At 44.8% G+C, this 24,247-nt stretch carries 13 protein-coding genes; 9 read left to right on the top strand and 4 right to left on the bottom strand.

Annotated features, from left to right (window positions below; genetic code table 11):
• Nucleotides 1-25: 25 nt before the first annotated feature.
• Nucleotides 26-1,738, top strand: coding sequence for a sialate O-acetylesterase (locus ABDD94_RS14955; RefSeq protein ID WP_345952926.1), 1,713 nt, complete (start codon nt 26-28; stop codon nt 1,736-1,738).
• 173 nt (nt 1,739-1,911) lie between these two features.
• Here ABDD94_RS14955 and ABDD94_RS14950 read toward each other — a convergent pair whose 3' ends face one another.
• The gene (locus ABDD94_RS14950) at nt 1,912-3,219 is read right to left on the bottom strand and encodes a glycoside hydrolase family 71/99-like protein (protein ID WP_345952925.1); all 1,308 of its coding nucleotides are present in this window, start codon (nt 3,217-3,219) and stop codon (nt 1,912-1,914) included.
• Nucleotides 3,220-3,282: 63 nt separating this feature from the next.
• Nucleotides 3,283-5,655: a glycoside hydrolase family 3 N-terminal domain-containing protein gene (locus ABDD94_RS14945; RefSeq protein ID WP_345952924.1), complete on the bottom strand. Its 2,373-nt coding sequence runs from the start codon at nt 5,653-5,655 to the stop codon at nt 3,283-3,285.
• Nucleotides 5,656-5,982: 327 nt separating this feature from the next.
• Here ABDD94_RS14945 and ABDD94_RS14940 point away from each other — a divergent pair, with 327 nt between their 5' ends.
• The 7 genes from ABDD94_RS14940 to ABDD94_RS14910 all read left to right on the top strand — a co-directional run bounded on the left by ABDD94_RS14940 (nt 5,983) and on the right by ABDD94_RS14910 (nt 17,963).
• Entirely contained in the window at nt 5,983-9,609 is a 3,627-nt protein-coding gene (locus ABDD94_RS14940) for a glycoside hydrolase family 2 TIM barrel-domain containing protein (protein ID WP_345952923.1), read from the top strand.
• A gap of 22 nt (nt 9,610-9,631) precedes the next feature.
• Nucleotides 9,632-10,522, top strand: a complete 891-nt coding sequence (locus ABDD94_RS14935) for a PHB depolymerase family esterase (RefSeq protein WP_345952922.1) — start codon at nt 9,632-9,634, stop codon at nt 10,520-10,522.
• A gap of 168 nt (nt 10,523-10,690) precedes the next feature.
• Nucleotides 10,691-11,542 (top strand): ROK family protein, encoded by an 852-nt coding sequence (locus tag ABDD94_RS14930; RefSeq protein ID WP_345952921.1) that lies wholly within the window; start codon nt 10,691-10,693, stop codon nt 11,540-11,542.
• 21 nt (nt 11,543-11,563) lie between these two features.
• Nucleotides 11,564-13,345: a hypothetical protein gene (locus tag ABDD94_RS14925; RefSeq protein ID WP_345952920.1), complete on the top strand. Its 1,782-nt coding sequence runs from the start codon at nt 11,564-11,566 to the stop codon at nt 13,343-13,345.
• Between the two features lie 33 nt (nt 13,346-13,378).
• A complete protein-coding gene (locus tag ABDD94_RS14920) occupies nt 13,379-14,512 on the top strand; it encodes a DUF4861 family protein (protein ID WP_345952919.1) in 1,134 nt (377 codons plus the stop codon).
• Nucleotides 14,513-14,543: 31 nt separating this feature from the next.
• Nucleotides 14,544-16,583 (top strand): polysaccharide lyase family 8 super-sandwich domain-containing protein, encoded by a 2,040-nt coding sequence (locus tag ABDD94_RS14915; protein ID WP_345952918.1) that lies wholly within the window; start codon nt 14,544-14,546, stop codon nt 16,581-16,583.
• Between the two features lie 57 nt (nt 16,584-16,640).
• Nucleotides 16,641-17,963 (top strand): glycoside hydrolase family 71/99-like protein, encoded by a 1,323-nt coding sequence (locus tag ABDD94_RS14910; RefSeq protein WP_345952917.1) that lies wholly within the window; start codon nt 16,641-16,643, stop codon nt 17,961-17,963.
• A 63-nt stretch (nt 17,964-18,026) separates the two neighbouring features.
• Here ABDD94_RS14910 and ABDD94_RS14905 read toward each other — a convergent pair whose 3' ends face one another.
• On the bottom strand, nt 18,027-19,115 hold the full coding sequence (locus ABDD94_RS14905; RefSeq protein WP_345952916.1) for a LacI family DNA-binding transcriptional regulator: 1,089 nt from the start codon (nt 19,113-19,115) through the stop codon (nt 18,027-18,029).
• A gap of 33 nt (nt 19,116-19,148) precedes the next feature.
• Nucleotides 19,149-22,340: a glycoside hydrolase family 2 TIM barrel-domain containing protein gene (locus ABDD94_RS14900; RefSeq protein ID WP_345952915.1), complete on the bottom strand. Its 3,192-nt coding sequence runs from the start codon at nt 22,338-22,340 to the stop codon at nt 19,149-19,151.
• Nucleotides 22,341-22,831: 491 nt separating this feature from the next.
• Here ABDD94_RS14900 and fucP point away from each other — a divergent pair, with 491 nt between their 5' ends.
• The gene (fucP, locus tag ABDD94_RS14895) at nt 22,832-24,064 is read left to right on the top strand and encodes an L-fucose:H+ symporter permease (protein ID WP_345952914.1); all 1,233 of its coding nucleotides are present in this window, start codon (nt 22,832-22,834) and stop codon (nt 24,062-24,064) included.
• Nucleotides 24,065-24,247: the final 183 nt, after the last annotated feature.

The following is a 24,247-nucleotide window of genomic DNA, read 5'->3' as shown; positions in this document are numbered from 1 at the left end:
TCTAATCAGAAACAATGTAGAAGCTATGAATAGGAAATATGCAATATTACTTTTTCTAATATTATTCGTTACCCGGGCATCGGCAACCATCCAATTACCTGCCATTATCGGTGATAACATGGTGGTACAGCGTAATGCCAAAGTGCCCATATGGGGCAAGGCCACTGCCGGCCAGAAAATCCAGATTGTTTTTCTGAATAGGACCTTTACCTGTATGACCGGCCCTGATGGCAAGTGGTCTGTAAGGTTAGCAACTTACCCATCAGGCGGACCCTATCAGATGCTCATCAAGGCAGGCAGTGAAGAAATTATAATACAAAACATTTTGATAGGAGATGTTTGGCTGGCTTCCGGTCAGTCAAATATGGAGTTTGGCATCCAAAATGAGGCTAACGGCGCAGCAGCTATTTCTAATGCTACCGATAAATTTATTCATTTCTTTTTTGTTCCAATGACATTCGCACTCCAGCCGCAGGATGGCACCGCACCAACCGATCCCGATTCGCCAAACGGTAAATGGGTAATGTGCTCACCACGGCTAATGGCTGACCCCAAATGGGCCTGGCACGGCTTTTCAGCAGTAGGTTATTACTTTGCACAACAAGTCCGGCTTACGCAGAAATGCCCGGTAGGAATGATTGCCAGTTATAAAGGCGGCACCCCTGCTCAAGCCTGGATAAGCGAGGCCGGTTTAAAAAAGGAGCCGGCCTTTGAGAAATATATAAGTGCACGCCAAACGCTGATAGCTGAATTTGGTCAGGCAAACGCAGCTTACCCACAACAACTGGCTGATTATCGTAAAGCCTTGGAAATCTGGCGAACTGAAGTTGGTAACAGCTTCGATAAAGAGAATAAGCAGTGGGAGGCAATAACAGCGCAGGCTAAAGCGAACGGACAGGCTGTACCTCCCGCACCGAAGCCTGTTCGGCCAGCTCCTCAAAGCCCTCCGCAACCCGCCGGAGGATTTAGTGCACCTGCGAACTTATATAATGCAATGATCGCACCTGTTGTGCAGTATGGTATAAAAGGGGTTATATGGTACCAGGGCGAGAGTAACGGTGACAGGCTTGCAGATGCGGTCGAATACAAAGACCTATTTCCAAGGCTGATCAACGACTGGCGTATACAGTGGAAACAACCTGATCTGCCGTTTCTATTTGTACAGCTAGCAAACTTCAGGGTATCGGCTAAAACGCCATCTGAAGGAAACTGGCCTTGGGTACGTGAGGCCCAACGACAAGCTTTGTCACTTCCTAAAACCGGCATGGCCGTAATAACTGACGTCGGCAATGCCGATAATATCCATCCTACGAACAAAGTTGATGTAGGCTTGCGTCTGGCTCTCGCAGCAAGACATGTGGTTTATGGCGAAAATATTGTTTTTTCCGGCCCTGATTATAGATCTTATGTTGTAGAAGGTCGTAAGATCAGGATCAGATTTAAGCAAACAGGAAGAGGTCTTGTCATTGATACCGTACGGCATCCCGGAGGCGTAGAACTGGAAGGGTTTGGTATTGCCGGTGCCGACGGGCGGTTTGTCTGGGCAAAGGCAACGCTGGATGGTAATACAGTGCTGGTATCATCGGAACAAATTGCAAACCCGGTAGCCGTAAGGTATAACTGGGCCGACAACCCACCAGGAAATCTTTACAATAAGGAAGGATTACCGGCTTCACCTTTCAGGACAGACGACTGGGCTCCAGCCTTAGTGGTACCGAACACTCGTCCCGGCAATTGATTTTTGTGCATCTGCCAAGTTGCTAGGATAAAAAAATGGCTGCCGACCAAGGCAGCCATAACCAATTAAAACAAGGAGGGTATGAAAAGATGAGATGATACAAATAACGGAACATCTCTTAATAGAAGCTTAATTTCCCATTAATCGGCGTCTGTTCCTCAATCTTTTCGAAATTATTTTACTACTTGACGATCGGGCATTTTAAATACCAGGGGCTTTTCTTTTCTAAGCATTTTACCGGCTTCGCCGGTTAGCCATAAGTAGTGGTCTGACGGTTTGCCATCAAGGTCGGCAAATGCAACTCCCTGCGGGTTGGAGGTAACCGGGGGCGTATTACTTACTTTAAAAATTGCCGTACCTTCGTTGACTTCATCAAACATAGCTACATAAATCATTGGAGCACCTGCGCCAATAGCTGTTGAAAGCATCTGCCAGTAATAGCGACCTCCCTGGCGTGGTATGGACCCAACGGGTTTCACATCGTCGGGGAATTCATAGCGACTTAAGTTGTGCCAGCTAAAACCGGGATAAACACAGGGAACGTAGTCGATGTTATTTGCTCTGCACCATTGCAGATCGTCAATAATATCATCACGGTAACGGTCCATATCATTATGTAATAATGGTGTATAACGCTGTACGCTCCAGGGCAAAACTATATCACACTGCTTAATCAGCTCGTGCAGATATGGATCATTGATGCAATCGCCCCGCAGGGTACGCCATGAGTTCGGCACGCCAAGCAGTACAGCACAACCACCATATACCGGGTCGTTTTTTAAGAAGTCTATAAACCTATCCAATCCAATATTTCTGACGTTATAAGGCCTGTCTGGAAAACCTACTCCCCAAATAGCCACCACGGGTTTGCCATTTTGTTGAAGGTAAGTGTTTGTGCCGGGCATATTGGTTATTTTGAGTTCATCTACCAGGTACTTCCAGTCTTCGATCAAAGCCGAGCAGTCTTCTCCTGATGCCTTTAAGCCCGAAAGGTCGTACATGATAGCCATTGCCCTTTTATATTTAGAAGCTGCGTCAATAGCATTCTTCAAGACCTGCACCGCATCTTTGCGGTGACCCTTTTCACGGGCAGTGCTGAAAAAGCGCTGCATAAAAACGCCATCTACGCCATATTGCTGCATCCACTGGAAATGTAGATCGGCCGTACTTTTATCAACCGAGCTGAAAAAGCGGGCGGTTTTGCCGTCGGCTTGTTTAAACGGGGTAGGATAGGTTTGCTTATATTCAGATATATCGGGCCACATGTCAATACCTGATCGTTGCTCGTTGCCGTATGAAAAGCGTGTAGCTTGTGTACCGTCGCCTTCGGCCCTGAACCAGCCTTGATAGCCAGCCATAATCAGCCCTTTATAGTTCGGGAAAAGTGTGTTTTTGTTGTGTTTTTTCTGACTGAATGCAGGCAAGGCAGCTAATAGGCCCAAACCGATGCTTAAACAGTATCTCCAGGGTTTAAATCTCATAAAAAGAGTTGGTTAATTGATGTTATTAAATACGAATTGATTTTATGCGAGCTATGGTTAGCTCTATAATCGGATACGCTGTACTAATCGGATATCTTCGGATGAAGAACCTGCCATAATTTTGAACCAGCCGGGTTCGACTACACGCTTCATGTCTATGTTGAGTAAGGACAAGTCGTGACTGGTAAGCGTAAAACGCAACGTTTTTTGCTCGCCGGGCTTTAGACTTACTCGCTCAAATCCCCGTAAATTCTTGATGTAGGTGATAACAGAACTTACTTCATCCTGGAAGTATAGCTGGGCGACTTCCTCGCCGTAAACACTGCCTGTGTTTTTGATATTCAGCGATACGCTTAGTTTATTTGTTTTGGCAAAATCGGTCTTGCTGATTGTTAAACCGCTGTATTCGAATGAAGTATAACTTAACCCGTGGCCAAAAGGATATAAGAATCCGCTCACATTGGCGTCTTCTTTTCCATGCGCATCGGCCGACGGCTTCATAGGGAATGACAAGGGGATTTGTCCCACGTGCTTTGGAAAAGGTATCGGTAGCTTGCCCGACGGATTATATCTCCCAAACAGAACATCAGCAATAGCTGTACCCGTGCACTCTCCCAAGTACCAGGTTTCTAATATGGCCGGCAATTTTTGCGATGCATAATTAATAGTTACTGGCCTTCCGCCGACCAGTATCAGCACGGTAGGCTTATTTAGCGCGGCTACACGCTCAAGCAACTGCTCCTGCCTGCCGGGTAGTTTAAGATCAAGCCTCGATTTGGTTTCGCCGATGGTGTTTTCGTTGTCGCCTAAGACCAGGAATATTACATCCGATTTTGATGCTGCAGATTCCGCTTCCTTTAACGCTGCTTCTTCATCTTGATCTATAACAAAGTCCTCAATATCACTTTGCGGAAAGTTTTTGTCAGTATGCTCACAGCCTTTGGCATAGCGTATTTCAGTAGATGGAGCCAAGCTGTTTTTCAGCCCGTCGTATACGGTCACTACCCGTGCATGTGATGGGCCGTATCGCGACAGCAAGCTTCTTTCTTCTTTCGCGTTGGGGCCGATTATGGCAACGGATTTAAGTTTGTCAGCACTAAGCGGAAGCAGTTTTGTATCATTTTTTAGCAACACTATGCCTTCCTGTGCCGCTTTACGAGCCAATAACCTAGCCCCGGTATTGTGAACGATGTCGTTTGCCTGCTGAATATTTTCACGGTATGGATTGTCAAATAATCCTAATACGAATTTTACTTTAAGTACTTCACGTACCCGTTGGTTTACCACACTAACCGGTATGCTGCCGTTGCGTATACCGCGTCTTAACCCGCGTATGTAGTCGGCAGGATTCTTAAATTCCGTTCGCACGTTAAGTCCTGCTGTAAGCGCCAACCTTGCCGCATCTGCTGTGTCTTGTGCGACGTGGTGTTTTGCAAACAAATCTTCGAGCGCGTGGCTGTCGCTGGTTACATAACCATCGAAACCAAACTGCTTCCTTAAAATATCGTTCAGAAAATATTTGCTTGCAATGATCGGAACACCATCATAGTCATTATAAGATGCCATAACTCCTTTAGCCTTTGCTTCCTGAAATGCGACGCGAAACGGCTCCAAGTACAGATTCCACATCTCGCGTGGTGCCACATGCGGGTCGGTACGCACGGAGCCATCGCGACCGCCTACCGGTATGCTGTAAACCGCAAAGTGTTTTACGGTAGAAATAATCCCGTTTTGCTGAATGCCGGTAATGTTCTGTTTCCCTAACTGACTTACCAGGTAAGGGTCTGATCCATAAGTTTCTTCTGTGCGCCCCCAGCGCGGGTCCGACGCTACATCCAGTATAGGCGAGTAGACATTGGTATAGCCCAAAGCCCTGGCTTCGCGGCCCGTTACATCACCGATCTGATGGACAAGCTCTTTATCAAAAGAACTTGCCTGAGCCAGTTGTGAAGGAAAATAGGTTGCCTTCATGTGGTTGAGTCCACGTATACCTTCAGTAGTGAAGTCTACGGGTATGCCCAGCCGGGTTTGTTCAACGAACCATTTTTGTATAGTGTTAATCGCTTGTGTATGATTTGCGTATGGATATGCCCAAACCGTATCTTTACGATAACCGGTTAGCTGTTCGTCAATATTGGCAATACCATCTTTCCATAAGCTGTCCTTCCAGCCAGGAGTGGGTAGTCTGTCTTTCAGGAAAGCACCGTAACCATATAGCGTTACTAACTGGCAAGTTTTTTCCTCTATCGTCATTCGACTCAGTAAATCCTCAACACGTGCAACTGTTTTATTCCTTGGATCCTCATAAACGTCTTTATGGCCATTCTTGTTAAAATCTATCCAATCCCGGCGGTATATCGAATCCGGTAAAACGGTAAATGAAATAATGACCGCCGTACTTGCGGCTGCAGCTAAGGAGTATAGAAATTTATTCATTCAATAGTGGAAAATGTTTTGCTTGTTGTGTTAGCTATTTGCGCTGTTTTAAGAGCTGAAGCCAGACAGACTAATTGTGACCAAAATAGCATGCCGGATTAAAAAAAGCTTAATAGTTTATTAATCGCCGGTTCGCTTTTACTTGCTCTGAGCTGAAAAGGTCCGAAATTAGTTGTCAGCCTTGTTTAGAAGCAAAATTTATTATCGTTATTAATGCTTTGTTAATCTTTTATTAGAAGTTGCCCATAGTATTGCATTACTATTAAACGCTGCTGTGGTCGTCACCAATCCGCCCTGTGCGTAACTTTCTAATACCGTATAATCTAAATGAAAATTACTTCATCCTTATTCAAAGCAACATTGCTTTTCTGTTTAATGTGTTCAAAGGTGTATGCCCAAAAGGCAATCAAAATCGACGAACGTTTTGATGATTCTCTTATAAAGTATGAAAAGATAGGCCGGGGATTAGCGGGCATCAAAAGTTCGGTGCTGGTTACAAAGGATGCCTACCTTAGCTTTGGGGAAAAGGAATGGAGGAACTACGAGTTTAAGTTTAAGGCAAGAGTTCCCGATACGGCCAGGCAAGTACAGATTTGCGCCGGCTTCAGGGCGGGTAACCGCGATGACCGTTATATTTTAATGCTTAAAGGCGGCTCGCAAAAATTTTTATACCTGGCAAGGTTAGGTTATATGGGTACCGACGACTACCTGGCTTTGCGTGTGCTTAATTTTCAGCCCCGATCAGGTAAATGGTACCAGTTCCGCATCCAGTTGACGGGCGACCGCATACGAGTATTTTTAGAGAACGAAAACTTACCGAGAATTGATATAGTCGATAAGAATTCCAGACTTGCATTTTCAGGCAAGATAACCCTGGGTGGCAGTTGGATCACAAATGAGTTTGATGATCTGGTTGTAACGCCTGTCGATACAGCAGCCATTGCGGGACTGCCGGTAAAGGAGTTTGCCCTGCCTGCAATTGATAAAGCTTCCCAGCGTCTTAAGGAACGCGCTGCCTACAAGAGCATTGTTGTCAAGACAATCAAACCTGCACGCACCGAAGTCTCCTTAAATGGCAGATGGTTGTTCTCGCCCGGTTACGAGACTACCGATGAGGCCAAGGCAGTATCTCCCTTAGTAAAAGATGACAGCTGGCATGTGCTGACGGTACCTAACTTCTGGAACCCGATAAGGGTTTGGCTGCACGGGGAAAGATACAATGGTGGTAGTAAGGGCGTCGCCGATAACTATTTTCAAAAAGAAACAGAACGGTGCGAAAACTATACGTTCGATTATAAGAAAACAAGTGTGGGTTGGTATAGGCAATGGATCGAGCTGCCGCAAACCGTTACCGGTAAAGTTTTACAGCTCAATTTTGATGCGGTGTCAAAAGTCGGGGAGGTTTGGGTTAACGGTAAGAAAGCAGGTAGCCATGTGGGTATGTTTGGCAATTTTACGGTTGATGCCAGCAGTTTGCTCAAACCAGGTAGAAATCTGGTGGCCGTTAAGGTGGTCAGGGATTATGTAAAAGATATTCGGGATGCGGATAAAATTGCCGGAGTAGCTGTTACCGTGGAGGTAACCCAAAAGATGGTGAAAGATCTTGCTCATGGTTTTTTAAACGAAGACCCCGCAGGTATCTGGCAACCTGTATCCTTGACGATTACCAACCCTGTAAGAATTGAAGATGTATTCATCAAGCCTGATTTAACAGGAGCCAATATTGATGTAACCATAAAAAACTACAGTGGTGTAACCAAAACGATTTCGCTTGCAACGGTTATAAAGGATAACAGGATAAAAGATTTGCTCTACCATGGTGCTTCACTCACAGCCAGGGAAATCAAAGCCGGCGAAGAAAAGACATTTAGTTACCAGGTATCGGGCTTGAAACCCCGGTTATGGACGCCCGAAAACCCGAATTTATATGACTTTGGCTTTGCGCTAACAACGGATAAGGCGGCATCCGACCAAAAAAATATTACATCCGGTTTCAGGACCTTCAAGGCTGTCGGAGATTACCTTTACCTGAATGGCAAACGTTATTGGCTACGTGGCGGAAATCATACGCCGATGCCGTTGGCGCCTAACGATACGTTACTGGCTGATAAATTTACCAAATTGATGAAAGCCGGAAACATTATGGTTACGCGTACGCATACTGTACCTTATACAGAAACCTGGATGAACGCATCGGACCAGAACGGCATAGGCGTAAGCTATGAGGGAACCTGGCCCTGGTTGTTCCTGGAAAGCAGCATGCCCACGCAAAATTTAATAGACCTATGGAAGAAGGAATTTTTAGACCTGCTAAAAAAGTACCGCAACCATCCTTCGTTGTTGTTTTGGACTGTTAATAACGAAATGAAGTTTTACGATAATGACCCGGATTTTGAGCGTACAAAAGTGAAGATGAAAATTATTTCAGATGTGGTCAAATTGATGCGGGTCGTAGACCCGACCCGCCCGGTGGTATTCGATTCAAACTATAAACGCAATGTCAAAAAGTTCGGAAAGGATTTTTTGAAGGACATCGATGACGGCGATATTGACGACCCCCATGCTTACATCAACTGGTATGACGACTCGTTATTCGACTATTTCAACGGCGAGTGGCAAAAGAAGAATAAAAATGATGGTCGTCCGCTCATCAGCCAGGAGATGTCTACCGGCTATACTGACGAGACGGGCCATGCAACTCGTTTCTACAACTACGTCCACCAGAATCCCGAAGCACTTGCCGGTAAATTCACGTATGAATATAACGATCCGAAATATTTCTTAATTCCACAGGGATTTATTACCAAAGAACTGGCCGAAGCCTTACGCCGCAGCAACGATAGAGCAGCCGGTATACTGCACTTTGCTGCCTTGACTTGGTTCACAAATGTTTACCAAGCCGATAAAATAAAGCCATTCCCGGTTTACTACCAGGTAAAACAAGCTTTGCAACCTGTATTGGTAACTGCGGAACTTTGGGGGAGGCATTTTTACAATGGTAAAAAGCTGCCGACGCGCATCTGTATTGTAAATGATAAAGAAGATGGCACCATACTGCCGGCAAGTACCTTGCAATGGGAGCTTTTAGATGAACGGGGAAATAGCTTTGCTAAAGGAAGGACCGATATTCCGGCCGTTCCCCATTATGGTCGGCAGTGGGTCCAGCCCGCAATCCTTATTCCTGAAAACCTGCCGAGCGCAAGGGTTAATGGTAAACTGGTTTTGAAAATCATTGATCGAGCCAGTGTGGTGTCTGAAAATAGTTACGATCTTACTTTTCTGCAGAAAGCGGACATTATAAGAACACTTGCAACCAGTACAAAAATTGCCTTACTTGATACTAAAGGAACGTTATCGCCGGCGTTAAATGAATTGGGTATCAGCCATCAGACAGCCAGCTCAATAACCGATTTGATTAAATTAAAAGCGGATGTATATGTGTTAGCCGGAATCGATTCAAGCAATACGACTGCTGCTCAAACTGCACAGCTCAAAGATTTTATCAATTCAGGGGCACCTGTCTTGTTAAGCAATGCCGGGAATTTCAGCCATGTGCTTTTACCAGAATACATCAGAGGAATCAACAAGAGCAATGGGGAAGTAACTACCATGGATATCCCCGAATCGCCGGTGTTTGATGGTATCGAGCCGTTAGATACCCGTTTCTTTAATAATGAGTTAAGAGAGCTGCCATCGGTGGTTTCGGGAGCTTATCAAATCAACAGGAGGGATGGGCTTACTGCATTGGCGTCTCACACCCGAATACATGGCTACCTGCCAGGAAGCATGGATGCCCGGATGACGAAACTGGATAATCTGCGCGGTTTCCCTATTGTGCAGATTAAAGAGCAATCAAAAAACCTTATCCTTTCGGAAATACGTATCGATAAAGCCAAGACTGACCCGATTGCTGCGAGGTTGTTGCTTAATATGATCAATACACTTGTGAAATAGATCCCTCATAAAATAGCGAAAAATGTTAAAGATTGCTCAAATTGGTATCGTAGTTGGTGCTCTATTTTTGATAAGTACGGGCTCAAGTGTAGAGAACAGATCAAATTTGATCCGCAGACCGCAGGACAGCCTTCAAAAAGACAAACCAGACCCGCTAAAGCCGGATTTTATAAAGGTTCCGTTACAGGAATGGGAAAAGCCATTTACCGAGTTTCAATACAGAGTTTTAAAATATAGTGGGCATGTGCTGCCTTACCGTCTGTACACCCCGCCGGGCATGGTTGCAGGAAAATCCTATCCACTATTAATTTTTATGCATGGTGCCGGTGAGCGCGGTATAGATAATCGCCGGCAGTTCTTCAGATTTGCCCCCTTTAAGTTCTGGCTTAAATATCCTTGTTACGTTTTAGCGCCCGAATGCCCTAAACAGGAAGACGAAGGTGCCAATGGCAACGGCGTATGGGTGAACACCCCTTTTGGTGCGTCGAAACACGAAATGAAGGAAATACCTACATGGCCGATGAAACTAGCTATTACTGTTATCGATTCCTTATTAAGAGAGAAGAATATAGACAAAAGAAGGGTGTATGTAACCGGACTATCGATGGGAGGCTTTGCTACATGGGAGTTACTGCAACGAAAGCCGTCGGTATTTGCTGCGGCAATGCCGGTTTGCGGCGGTGGCGATTTGGCCTATGCAAGTAAAATTGCTAAAGTCCCGCTTTGGATATTTCATGGCGATGCAGATTCAACCGTTCCTGTGGCCAGGTCGAGAGACATGGTCAGTGCCATAAAAGCTGTTAGAGGCAAACCCAGGTATACCGAATATCCAAATGTAGGTCATGATGCCTGGACGCCTACCTATCCTAAAGAAGAAGTATGGGATTGGTTATTTGGTCAAAGACAGAAATAAGGATGTATCACAAGTAAGTTACAATGCAAATCCCCTATTAATGCATTATTAAGCAATTTTTAATCGGATGCCGCTTTCTTTGACTTCGATAAACAGCAATGTGACTCTCAAATATTCAAGTTGAGCGCTCGTTTATAAACCTTTTGGTCAATTATTTAGCAACAATTAATGAATGCTGTTTTAGGAATGTTAGTCAGCCGTTCCAATGTATCAACCGGTCTCGTTGATGTCAATAGCAAAACGTTGTACCAAAATACCTTATGTCAGTCAGCAATTGATTACTCCGGTATTTCTGACGAAATACTAAATACGCTGTTAGCTCATATAAAGCAGGCGTTTGAGCATACCCCGGTGCATCAGCAAAAAATTGCCATCGCAGTCCCCGGGCCGTTCGATTATGAGAATGGCATAAGTTTATTTAAAAGTCCGCGCAAACATGGGGCTATTTATGGCATTGATATAAAAACCTGGCTGGTGCGGCATCTCAAGGTAGATCCGGCTAACATTCACTTTGTAAATGACACGGCAGCTTTTTTACAAGGTGAAATTTTACACGGAAATGTAGGAAGTCACAACTGCGCGTTAGGCGTAAAACTGGACCGTACGCCGGGTATCTCAATCTTCGAAAATGACTTATCCTGCTGCGAGCCGCTGGAAAGCTTAGTTTTTAAAGATAGAACAGCACAAGAGTGTTTATCAACGCAGTGGCTTTCTAGAAAATATTATGAACTGACCGGTATAAATATGGAATTTGAATCTTATCGGTCTTCCTATTCAGGTACGATTAAGGATGTAATTAAAGAATATATAGAAAACCTGTGCATAATTTTAAGCCATTTCGTAAATGAGTATGATCCTCAGATTATCGTTATTGATGGCGATATCACCAAAGCAGTTCCTAAATTCTTATTCCAGATCCGTAGCGCCTTGCTAAAAGATCAAATTAAAACACCGGTTTTTCTGAGCACGCTCAAAAATATTGCTGCAATTACTGGGTGTGCAAGCCTTTTTCCAAATTAATGCCTAAGCTCCATACTTCTTATGAGTAAATTTCTAAACGCTAAGTTCAGCTACAAAGTCCTCGTTCTGATTGTCGGATTGCTATTAACGGGGATGATAGGTAATTCGTTTGCTCAAGATTCTAAATCCTCGACCTATTGGAACGTAAGGCTAAATATAAATGCATTGCGTCTGCCACCACCTCCGGCTAATTATAAGCCAGCTTTAGTGGACTTAGATCACGACGGTGACCCTGATGTCATCCGGTCAGTTACCCGCGACAGTATTGGTGTAATGTGGGTTGATGACAACGATGACATGAAGTGGGGAGATCTGGAGGGCGACACGTACAGCGACTGCTTGTTGATTGACCGTAATAGAGACGGAAGATACGGGGCGATGGGCGACTTAATTATTGATTGGGTCGATAACGATAATGATAAAAAGGCCGATATGCAGGTCATAGCCGATTACCCATTGGTGAAAAATGATAACCCCTGGCCTTACGGGCATTATATGTGGGTTATGGATATTGATAAAGACAATATTTTCAACTATATCGACTGGAACAATTTTGAAATAAAGGCCTGGGATAAGAACGGTATTTCGGATTTCATGCTTGACTACAGTGGCAATACCGAGTTCATGAAAATACACGTGGCCACTTACACGCTAAATAATTTGAAGATGAATTGGGAAAACCCCTTCATTTTTTATGACCCGGACAATGATGGTCTTTCTGAAATGGCGGTTCGCTTAGTTGACTCGCCTAAAAACTCCAAGCCCGGACAGGATACATACCAGACTAAACTTAGCGGTAATATCGACTGGATGTCTATTGGTATAGATATGGATAATGACAATGCTCCTGGTAACGATTTTGATTATGACCTGTCTATAAGTTTTAGGGGCGGGTTGCTCGATTATCGTGATCAGATACATTCGTTTAAAAATATGAGGGGATTGCCCGAGGCCGACCAGTTTTTTATGGATCCCCGCTGGCGGCAGTTAACCGAACTTGTCTATCCTGATCGCGACCATGCGCTCGACCTGGTATTTAACCGCGGCAAGTGGAAACAGGCTGTTTTGGTTTACGATGAGGACGACGATTGTAACCGTTGGGAGCGAGTAGAATTTTATGACCCTTCCGACCCATTCAAAGTTGGTACCGGCAAAGGCGGGCTCGACAATAATGGACAAGCAGATCCTGCGGGCGACCGGGGGGAGTGGGATAAGGATTTTTCAGGTAGCGGTAAACTCTATCTAAGCAAATTCGATGGTCGCATTCACCTGTATGGTGCAGAATGGGGTTGCTGGCGTATTGATCAGAACGCAACATTTTACCAGGGATGGGATCGGAAATGGCTGGCGAAGGATCCTTCCAAGTTTGCTACTGTTAAATATGTAGACGACGATCAGAATGGTTTTCTCGACAAAATACTTTATGATTTGGATGGAGACAAAGTATTTGAGGATTCGGTTGAGTTGAAGAAACTGGACATTAAGGATGATTGCGAATTAATCGATATATCAAAGTTTAAATACCAGGACTACACCGCGCTGCATAAAAGAATGGCCGACCAGCTATGGGCCAATGCGCAACTGGCTGTCAAAGCTGCTCAAAGTTTAGGTCTCAACCTGAGCTGGTATGCCAAGCTGATGCAGGTGCGTTCTGAAAAAGACCGGTACACCAACGGGTACTGGCTGCAATTTTACCTGTACCAGGACATTAAGAATTATTATATGCAGAAGAACGATCTCGGAAAGCTGGTGCAGCTTAAAAAAGCCTATTACGGAAGCAATTGGAAACTGTTAATTAAATAATCAGGGTGCGAACGCCCGTTAAATCCGACGTACATGCTTAATAAACTCATATCTGCAGTAACACTTCTCATGTCATGCCTTCTTTTTCAACAGGATGCTCATGCTAAAGACCTTTATATTAAGATCACCAATAGTTCGGACTTAAACCGGGTTGAAGAACTGGTTGAAATACCGTACTCTTTAATCAAACCATGGGTGACATCTTTTGACTCCCCTTTTGTGGTCAGGAATGCGGCTGGCAGCGAATTGCCGTACCAGTTGGAATATAAAGGTAATGCTGAACCGGCCAATGTGTTGGTACAGGTCACTTGCCGTGCAAAATCTTCAACCATTATCACCCTTAAAAAAGGTAAGCCTGCTGTTGTTGCTGCCCGAACATTTGCACGCTTCGTGCCTGAACGTTATGATGATTTTGCCTGGGAGAATGATCGCGTGGCTTTCAGAATGTACGGTCCAGCGCTGGAATCGAAGAAGGATAACGCTTTTGGTATTGATGTATGGAGTAAACGTACGTCGGCCTTAGTGGTGGATAAGTGGTATAAAGGCGATAATTATCATGAAGACCATGGAGAAGGCCTGGATTACTATGGTGTGGGTAAATCGCTAGGGGCAGGCGATATTGCACCATATATCAAAGACTCAATTTGCTATACTAATAATTACAAAACCTGGAAAATTCTTGACAACGGTCCACTCCGTACTACATTTCAGCTGTCTTATCCTGCAAAAGGTATTGACGGCTATCGTTATACGTTGACAAAAACCATTACCATTGACGCCGGTTCGCAACTAAACCGTATCCAGGCTGATTTTAATATTGTAGGTAAAAGCAGTTTGCCTGTGGTTATTGGCATCGTAACACGTAAGGGAGACGACGCCAGAATGCTATCGGCCGATAAAGGTGTGATAGCCTACTGGGAGCCCGATAACAAAGAGCATGGGACTACTGGCGTCGGCTGTGTGTTTGATTCAGGATTCGGCGGCGCTAAAGCCATGAACGGACATTTACTTGCCTTCGGTAATGTGGTTCCGGGTAAGCCCCTGACATATTATGCTGGTGCAGCATGGGACAGGGCAGGTTTAATTCATAATCAACAGGAATGGTTCAACTATCTTTCTGGGTTTCGAAGCCGTATTGCGAAGCCTTTATCGATAATATTGTTGTAAGTTGACCATACCAATTACATAGAAATTCCGAATGAAAACATCTTACGCTATTTTATTCACCATATGCCTGGTTCCATTTGCGGCATTCGGTCAGGGAGTAACCGGATCTGATCTGGACTATGTGCGCAGTACAACACGCAGGTTGCTGTTATCCGACACCGCTTATGCCACCGAACAGAGCTATCGGGTTACCGACGACGTCAAATACACCACCGATGGCCCCGGGTATTTCAAATCACTCAAAGAAGACGGTAGCTGGGCGGACCTGGACTATCAATCGCCCATGCGAAGTGCATGGCTGCCTTCGTGGCATTTGTACCGTACGATGCTGATGTGCCGTGTATATTATAAAACTCATGATGCCGTGTACCTGAAAGCCGTGCATCTGGCCCTGAAATTTTGGGTAAAAAATGATTTTCAATGCTCCAACTGGTGGCAAAATAATATCAATACCCCCTTTGCCTTTTCTAGCTTAATGATTATGCTTGACAAAGACGCAATTCCCGAAGAATTAGCTTACTTGAACCAGGTACTGGTCAAAAGAATGCCCGTTTATCGTGCAACAGGGCAAAATCTGATATGGCAATTAGACAACCAGGCACGTGCTGCTATGATCAATCATGATGAAGCAGGTTTTGCAAGATTGATAAAGGAGATGCAGTCCATTATAACGGTGTCGCTAAAGGAGGGTATCCAACCTGACTTCTCCTTTCAGCAACATGGCGTAATGCTGCAGTTCGGTAATTATGGACTCCACTTTGTAAACAGCTTGCTTTTTTGGATGACGGTTACTGCCAAAACCAATTTTGCTTTCGAACCCGGTAAACAGAAAATGCTTTTCGATTACTGCTCGAACGGATTACGCTGGACGGTTTTTAAACAGCGTATGGATTTGACTGCAATCGGGCGGCAATTAAGAACCGACTGCGGGTTAAAACGCGGGGAAGTATTGTTAAACAATTTTGGCCTGCTTCGTTCATTTGACACCGGAGATGCTTGTAAATATGCCATGGATGGGTTTAACTATCCCGGCTCGGCTAATTGCACGCTCAAAGCAAATAGGAGTTTTTGGACGAGCGATTACATGGTGCACATGCAAAAAGATAAGTATATGATGAGTGTTAAGATGCATGGTTCATTCGTTAAACGCATAGAATCGATAAACGGCGAAAACCTCAGAGGCCCTTACCTGAATGATGGCGTTACCCTTATACAGCAAACCGGTAACGAATACCGCAATATAGAGCCATTGTGGAACTGGCAAATGCTTCCGGGCATAACCACCGATACCAGCATCACCTTAACCAAAGCCTTTGCTACGGCCAACAATTCGCCATTTGTAGGGCAGGTGAGCGACTCGGTGGCGGGTATAAGCGCCATGATTTATAACCGCATGGACGTGAAGGCCAACAAGAGTTACTTTTTTGTGGATGATATGCTGATCGCTTTAGGAGCGGGCATCACCTCATTGCATCCGACACAAACATTTACCACAGTTAACCAACGATTTGCAGGTAATTCCAAAGTTTATTTAGGCAAAAATAAGCAGGGTGAGGCATGGCTATGGCACGACAATATGGTTTACATTTTCCCGGATAATAAACAGGAGCCGATCACCGATAACGCCAAAAGACAGGGCAACTGGATCAACATCGATAAAGCTTCAGCCGATAAAACGGTTAAGGGCGAGGTGTTCACCACATATCTATCTCACGCTAAAAAGAACGATTATGCCTATATAATTAAACCCGCCGTTAACTTGGAGCAAGCCAAAAGTATTTCGGAAAACACCTCTGTAAAAGTTTTGGTAAATACAGCCACTGTACAAGCCATACAATCGGGCAGCAGGGTAATGGCTGTATTTTATGCACCCGGTTCGGTTACTATGGACAATAAACAGGTAATCAAGGCCGATAAGCCTTGCCTGGTTATCCTGAATACAGGCAATGGTAATGTTTGGGTGTCCGATCCTACACGTACAGCAGCAACTATTAGCCTCGAAATAGGCAAACGCACTCGCCAGGTACAAATGCCATCGGGCGATTACGGAGGTTCAACCATTAAAATGTGATGCTACGCTGATGCATCGAATGCTTCCGCAACTCTAAAAACTTTGATCCATTTATATATGAAAACAATTATATCCGCTTTAGGCGCTTTACTGTTACTGGCTGGTTTGTCGCCCTTATCAGGAAGATTTACGGGCAACCATAACGTAGCCGTTGCGCCTGTAGTTGAGAAATCATACACGCCAGACCCATCAACGCTGGATAAAAAGGTAATGTTTGGCTACCAGGGCTGGCATGCCACACCAAATGATGGTTCGGGAAACCGGGTATGGCGGCACTGGTTCGGCGGCCGCTCGCCCGATTCGGCCAATGCCAATTTTGATGTTTGGCCCGATATGCGGGAGTATCCGGCGTCGGTACAGGAGCCAACCAACATGAGTTATCCCGACGGGCGCAAGGCCAGCTTGTATTCGGCCTATAAATACGAAGCTGTAGATGTACACTTTAAATGGTTAAAGGATAATGAGCTGGACGGTGTTTTTGAACAGCGTTTTTTGAGCGATGTAGGCAGCCCCGGTGGCCGCAGGCATTTTAACCAGGTGGTGCGCAACGTTAAAAAAGCCAGCGAAAAGTATAAGCGCATATACTGCATCATGTACGATATATCGGGGGCAGGCAAAAACTGGAAACAAAACCTGCTGGCCGATTGGAAATACCTGGTCGATTCGTTACAGATTACTAAAAGCAAGAGTTACCTCAACCATAAAGGCCGCCCTTTGCTGGCCATTTGGGGCTTAGGGTTTAACCATACCGGTTTTGCCACCGTTTCGCAGGTCGATTCATTACTAAACTGGTTTCATAACGGGCCCGACAAAAAGTATCGCGCTACCATTATGGGCGGCGTAAACGATAACTGGCGCAGCCATACAAGCGACTGGATGGCCGTTTATAATAAGCTGGATGTGCTGAGCCCCTGGGCCGTAGGGCGCTACGGCAGCATGGCCGCCGCCGATAATTTTAAAGAACGTGTTATTGTGCCCGATATAGATTATTGTAAAAAACAAAAGGTTGACTACCTGCCGGTTATTTTCCCGGGTTTTTCCTGGTATAATCTACGCCACGGCCGATCCGCGTTTAACCAAATTCCGCGGAATGGCGGCAATTTTTATTGGCGTCAATCTTATAACGTCATTGATGCCGGCGTGAAAATGATTTATATCGCGATGTATGATGAGGTAGACGAAGGAACAGCCATGTATAAACTGGCAAAGTCTAAAGCTGATAAACCGGCGAGGGCGAAGTTTATTTCGGCCGATCAGGACAATGAACACCTGCCGTCTGACTGGTACTTGCAGCTGGCAGGCGCAACAAGCAACATCTTGCGGGAGGGGAACGGCAACACCGATAAAATACCTCGGTACCTGTTTAACAAAATTAAATAAGCAGCTAAGTACAAGTATGGTGCACCGACCTTAGATGATGCAGGCGGCTTATCAGCTACGGGACTATCTAATCAATGATGAAGCCCGGACAACGACCTCTGAATCTATACACAACCGGTTGGGTTCCATTGACTGTTGGGCACTCTCATCCAGGTATTTTAATAATTCTCTTGCTGCTGTTTGTCCCATTTCATTGCCCTTATAATTGACGGTGGTCAGGTTGGGTTCAATAATACGGGAGAGCGGATCGTTGTTAAATCCAGCTATGGCAATGTCATTAGGCACACTTAATCCACGTGCCTTCAATTCTTTGATACAGGCGACAGCGCACAGGTCATTGGTCGCAAAAATGGCGTCGGCTTGTTTTGACAAAGCAAGTGTTCGGTCAATGATAGCTATCGGATCAGGAGCGTTTAAGCTGGTAGTAACAACCATTTGGGGCTCATAAGGAATGTGGTTGTCCGATAAAGCTTGCCTGTAACCTTTGAAGCGGTCGATATACACGCTATGTATTTTGTTGGAAGTGACATGCACAATCCGACGGCAACCCTGTTCTATCAAATGTTGGGTTATATGGTATGCAGCCTTGATGTTATTCGTACTTACCGTTGTAAAATTAGAGTTAGCAGGTGTTTTGTCGAAAAAAACGACCGGAATATTTCGTTTTGAATACATATTGAAATGATCAATATCCCGGGTTTCATTAGAAAGTGAAGCCAGTAGCCCGTCTACCCGATTTTTATACATGCTTTCTGCATTCTTGATCTCTTTATCAAGCGTTTCTAACGATTGGCTGATAATGAGGTTATAATTTGCCTGGTAAATTGTTTGTTCTATACCCGCAATTACATCCGAAATAAAGCAACTATTTAAACGAGGAACAATTACACCAATCGTATTACTTCGTTGTTTGCGAAGGTTGCTTGCCAAAAAATTTGTTCGATACCCCATTTGCCGTGCCATTTTCTGTACTCTGCTCTTGCTGATCTGACCAACGCTGGAATGGTTTGCTAGTGCGCGGCTAACCGTAGCAGCAGATAGATTTAACTGCTTAGCAATATCATATATAGTGACTTCTTTGTATATCTCCATGCGGCTCTTTAGTTCCGGCCCTGCCGGGCTAATAAGAAAATAACCCGTGTAATGATTCATTACACGGGTTGAAAATTTGTAGCTGATACTAATTTAGTAGGCGATTTGTGATTTTATTTCACTGAAAAATGACTTTTGATTGCTTTCAAATTTTAAAGCCAATTTCCAATCGCCTTTTTTCTGCGCCACTTTGATCAGGAAGTGATTCCAGCCTTTTTCCAATGACAACGCCGGTATACGATTCAGTTTATCGACACCCTCATCTTTGTTCGATTCGCTAATTATCTTACCGTTTAAGAAAGCCTGGTAAGCATGATCGGCACCTATCAGCATATCAAGTTTCGGCATGTCCGGTTCAGCTAATAAATCACTGAGTGATCTTGGACTGTAGATCCAGAAACTTGCGTAAGTGACCGCATTTTCTTTGGGGCCTTGCAAGTTCATGCTGCCGAGATCAAATACTCCGTTTGTCGCCCTTGCGATTTCCCAGAAATGCGCACTTGCCTTACCGCCCGGGTAGATAGTGCCATCTTTTGCATGCTTTAAGATCTCCAGCCGCGTGGAATCAGCTTGTCTGCCTTCCAGGCTGAAAGAACCAAGCATAAGTGCATTTTCAAGACTTCCATTGCTATTGATAGCGTTTAAGCGGTTGTTGGCACGGCTAAAGCTGAAGCCCAGGTTCAGAAATAATTGGCGAACTAAAGAGAATGACGTTCTAGATAGGGCCTGGGGGTCTAATGCGCAGTAATAGATATTTCCGTTCAAGACCAGTGCTCCACCGGCTTGCTTGGCTTCGCGCTCACTTCGCAGAATGGCAGCAGTCTTTAAATATTCCGCTCGTTTGTTCCAGCGCAGCCAGTTTGGATTCGCGGCGCTGAGAATTACCTTACCGCCTTCAACAAATGCACCGGTCAGGCCATGGGTCATGACCGGGTCATTTGTAATTTCTGAAAAATAGAAATCAGCGTTATCCATATTTCCTAAGATCGGGTCTATCACCCCGGTTGTAAATGATGTTGCATTTCGGGTAGTGAGGGCCACCGGGGAGGGGAGGTAAGCATTTATAGCCGGAAGCGACTCCGTGGATGTTCCCCATATCATTACCTTGCCACCAGCACTAATGACACTTCTTTCCAGCGCTAGGAACTGCGCACCTTGCAGCGGATGAACTCCATCAATGATTAAAAGCGTTTTGGCAGTAGGTTTAAGTTTAAAGTTGTTGAAATTGCTTATACCCATATCGTGTAGAAGATGGCTGATAACTGAATCCTTGTCTGTGGAGAGCAAGGTTACAGCAGAAAACTGGAGTTTGTTTCCGGCCGCTTCGGTTCTCACAGGCGATGGTTTTTGGGCAACGAATCCTGTGTCTGCAAAAGATGCTTTTATAGCGTCAAAAAGCGGCCAGGGTTTATACAAGGGTAGGGAAGTGTCATAGCCTGGATTAAGTGTAGTGGTGTAAGGGCCTAACCTTTCCGGCTGTACGCCGGGCTTACCTTCCTGATAGGGTCCGAAGAAGATGCCGTCCGACGGTTGTGGCGCGCGGGTAGTGTCTTTAAGCCCTAATTCTAAGGGTTTTATACCATACCATACAATATTGAAAACGGAATTATAAGAGGAATGAAATTTTTTGAGCATATTAATCAGTTTGGTAGCTTCCATGGCTACCCCTTCCATGCGCCCTTGCTGCGAGACATATGAACGATTCCCGTTATATGTTGCAGACTGTAGCGGTGTGGCATAGTAAGCCATTCCAGCTTCACCAATGCCCCATATTTTGCCTTTCGAGGACAGATTACGATAATTAGCTTCGCTGCCACCATAATGACCTATAATTATGGGTGAATTAAGTTCAGCCTGTGATTCTCCGTCTCCTGATATCCATGGCCTTGAGGGATCCAATTCACGGGTAATTTTCATCCATTTGTTGATCTCGGCCACCTGCCTTTTTACGAGAGAATCAGGAGAGCGGAACACACCCATCGCAACAGGTACATTTTCATTACATACACTCCAGCCTAATACGGATGGGTGATTACGGTCCCTCAACACAAATCTCCGGAGATGTTCTTCACTGTTTTTCCAATACTCTTCCGAATTGATTTTTGGACCGCCATCGCTTGCCCACATACCGGTTTCATCCAGCACGCAGATGCCCATCTCGTCGGCCATGTCTAAATAAAACTGAGGATAAGGCTGGGCATGGAGCCTTACTGCATTGGCATGGCTGTCTTGTAATAGTTTATACCAGGCCCAGGCATACCGGCGCGTCATTTGTGGGATACCCATAAAGTGCCAAGAATCACCGTTAAATACAATAGGCTTCCCATTTAATAGATACTGGCTTCCTTTAACGGTAAATTGTCGCCAACCAAACCGGGTATACTGCTTATCACCGGTGTTTTTTCCATGTTTCGTGGTCAGCACCAAGCCGTATAAATTGGGTTGTTCGGGCACCCATTTTTTCAGGGCGCCGTTTATCTTTACCTTAAGGCTTACAATCTGTTGCGATTTAGCTGCTAAAACAACTTTAACCGGTTTAATGCTAAGTACTTTATCCCCAAGCTTCCATTTGGGTTCGGGTGCATCGGCAACGCTTTGCCCTGCCTGGTTAATCCACGGGTAGATATCACCCTCAATAGCTACTTCTTGTTGTTTTTCAGATGTGTTTGAAACGGTAACATCGACAAGGAGCTCGTCTTGATCTACCTGTGGTTTAACAAAAGAATTCTGAATGTTTACCGCTGGTTTGATAACCAGATTTACGTCCTGCCATATCCCTTTGATATGTTGCCCCCAAAATGAGCCTGCTACATAAATTCTGCGACCAAATTTCCCCGGCTGGTTAAAAAGTTCGGCATCGGCGACCCAAACCATCAGTTCATTATCCTGACCATCCTTCAGCCATTGCGTGATATCAATTTCAAAAGGGAGAAATACGTCCATGTTTTCGCCGACACTATGACCGTTGAGAAAAATTTTGCTGTAGCCGTCAATTGCATCGAAATGAATAAATACGCGCTTACCTTTCCATTCTTTCTTGTAAGAAATTTTTTTCATCAGCCAGCCCGCCCTGACACTCTCCCACTTTTTGGGATAGCTCGGATAAGTGAGAAAATCACCTCCGCTGCCGTCGCCTCTCGCGAAGCTGTTCACGTTCCAGCCTGAAGGAATTTTGATAGGAGTGGGGTCCCATTGCGGATTTACCGGTAGTTCCGGATTGGTGAGCTGTTCTTTTTTTAATTTGTCCGCCTGACCGACAGGAAGGAACTTCCATGTACCGTTCAACGAGACTGCATCCCGGAAAGGTTTTTCCGCCGGAGCTAAGTAGTCCGCAGTAGGCGCAAAGTCACGATTGAAAGTCGTTGTCTGAGCGCTGGAATACCCTGCTGTTGCCGAAAATACCGCTCCGAGTATAAGGCGTGTACCACTTTTGGTGAGGAATTTTAACATAAATTATGGATTCAACTGGTTGGTTATACAAAAGACTAATAAAGTATGTGGTACTTAATTAAGTATTAATAAATACATAATTGCACAAAGCAGAGGTGCTTTTTCTAGTCAGATCAGTAACATCCTTGTTATTCTTTCAATTAATAGAGATTGTGAATCCGGTATCGCGATGTCAACTTTTGTTTGAAGCGAAACCAGTTAATTATTTATTAGACTTTGATTAATCCCGCCTCTTTACTTTATCAGATAAACTTCTTGTAACCATTTCCTGACGTTTGATTTAGGGGAATGCTGCATAAACCAATACATAAATTTAAATTACATTCATGACCATTAAACCCAATTTTACCGAAAAGAAATTTTTGATTACGCTAGTTTTTGTCACCTCCCTGTTCCTTTTCTGGGGACTTGCAATTTCCCTTGCTGATGTGCTGAACCGGCACTTTCAGGCAGTGCTTCACGTATCTAAGGCACAATCCGGACTCGTACAATTTTCCATATTTGGTGCGTATTTTATCATGGGGATTCCGGCCGGGCTGTTTATGAAAAGATATGGCTATAAAAGTGGGGTGCTTTTAGGCCTGACCTTATTCGCTTTAGGTGCCTTTCTATTTGTACCTGCTGCCAATAGCCAATCTTTTAATTTCTTCAGGCTTGCCTTATTTATTGTCGGATGCGGCTTGTCAACTCTTGAAACCGTTGCCCACCCATTTGTCGCTTCCTTGGGCCACCAGGAAACGAGCGACCAGCGAATCAATTTCGCCCAATCCTTTAACGCAATGGGTACCATGCTCGGGCCGCTTATCGGCTCGTTTTTTGTTTTTGGTAACGCAGGAGACAGCGACGTCGATGGCTTGGCATCGGTTAAAACCCTGTACATCATTTTAGGTACGGCAGTTGCTCTGGTTGCTATCTCATTCTCCTTTGTTAAAGTTCCGGCGCTGATAGATCCTCATGCACCGATTACTCAAGGATTCGATGTGGAGGAAGTTCCTGTGCCGTCAAAGAAGCTGTTTCAACATCGTCATTTTGTTTGGGCTGCCATTGCACAGCTTTTTAACGTAGCTGCACAGTCTGGTACCTGGGCTTTCTTTATAAATTACAGCCATGAAAAAATGGGATTTACTGATAAAGCAGCAGGAACCTATATGGGGATATTTTTCATGGGCTTAATGTTGGTTGGTCGTTTTACTGGCACTGCACTCATGCGTTTCATTGCACCTAACAAATTATTGGCCGCATTCGCCCTCAGCAACATTTTAATGTGTATAGTAGTTGCGCAGAGTTGGGGCTGGCCTTCCTTTATTGCCTTGCTCATGATTAATTTCTTCTTCAGTATTATGTTTCCGACCATTTTTAGTTTAGGTATCAAAAATCTGGGAAGCCAAACGCAGCAAGCTTCGTCGTTTATCTCAATGGGGGTTGTTGGCGGTGCCTTTTTTCCGCTGTTAATGGGCCAGATCGCTGATCATGATGTAGCAAAAGCCTACTATCTACCCATAATCTGCTATCTGGTTATTTTCCTGTTTGCCGCTAAATTTTCCAAAGCGCGCAATTAAGGAATTATTCTTTATGAAGATTGGCTGGCGGATAGCAGAACCTGCCTTCTGGTATCTATTCAGTGATTTTTCCCTCACAGTTGTGCACTATTAAACGTCTATCGGTTAATGGATGTAAGCGCCGACCTTTTTGGAGCACGATCATGGTATGAACCTGAGGTTGAGTGGGCGGTTTTCCCGCTC

The organism is Mucilaginibacter sp. PAMB04168 (genome assembly GCF_039634365.2).
Taxonomy (GTDB): domain Bacteria; phylum Bacteroidota; class Bacteroidia; order Sphingobacteriales; family Sphingobacteriaceae; genus Mucilaginibacter.
Note: the sequence above shows the minus strand (reverse complement) of the source record. Positions and strands in the feature narration are given on the sequence as shown.

Excerpts from the sequence above, each read along its gene's own strand:
- ABDD94_RS14955 (WP_345952926.1), top strand. The coding sequence starts at position 26 with ATGAATAGGAAATATGCAATATTACTTTTTCTAATATTATTCGTTACC.
- ABDD94_RS14950 (WP_345952925.1), bottom strand. The coding sequence starts at position 3,219 with ATGAGATTTAAACCCTGGAGATACTGTTTAAGCATCGGTTTGGGCCTA.
- ABDD94_RS14945 (WP_345952924.1), bottom strand. The coding sequence starts at position 5,655 with ATGAATAAATTTCTATACTCCTTAGCTGCAGCCGCAAGTACGGCGGTC.
- ABDD94_RS14940 (WP_345952923.1), top strand. The coding sequence starts at position 5,983 with ATGAAAATTACTTCATCCTTATTCAAAGCAACATTGCTTTTCTGTTTA.
- ABDD94_RS14935 (WP_345952922.1), top strand. The coding sequence starts at position 9,632 with ATGTTAAAGATTGCTCAAATTGGTATCGTAGTTGGTGCTCTATTTTTG.
- ABDD94_RS14930 (WP_345952921.1), top strand. The coding sequence starts at position 10,691 with ATGAATGCTGTTTTAGGAATGTTAGTCAGCCGTTCCAATGTATCAACC.
- ABDD94_RS14925 (WP_345952920.1), top strand. The coding sequence starts at position 11,564 with ATGAGTAAATTTCTAAACGCTAAGTTCAGCTACAAAGTCCTCGTTCTG.
- ABDD94_RS14920 (WP_345952919.1), top strand. The coding sequence starts at position 13,379 with ATGCTTAATAAACTCATATCTGCAGTAACACTTCTCATGTCATGCCTT.
- ABDD94_RS14915 (WP_345952918.1), top strand. The coding sequence starts at position 14,544 with ATGAAAACATCTTACGCTATTTTATTCACCATATGCCTGGTTCCATTT.
- ABDD94_RS14910 (WP_345952917.1), top strand. The coding sequence starts at position 16,641 with ATGAAAACAATTATATCCGCTTTAGGCGCTTTACTGTTACTGGCTGGT.
- ABDD94_RS14905 (WP_345952916.1), bottom strand. The coding sequence starts at position 19,115 with ATGAATCATTACACGGGTTATTTTCTTATTAGCCCGGCAGGGCCGGAA.
- fucP (WP_345952914.1), top strand. The coding sequence starts at position 22,832 with ATGACCATTAAACCCAATTTTACCGAAAAGAAATTTTTGATTACGCTA.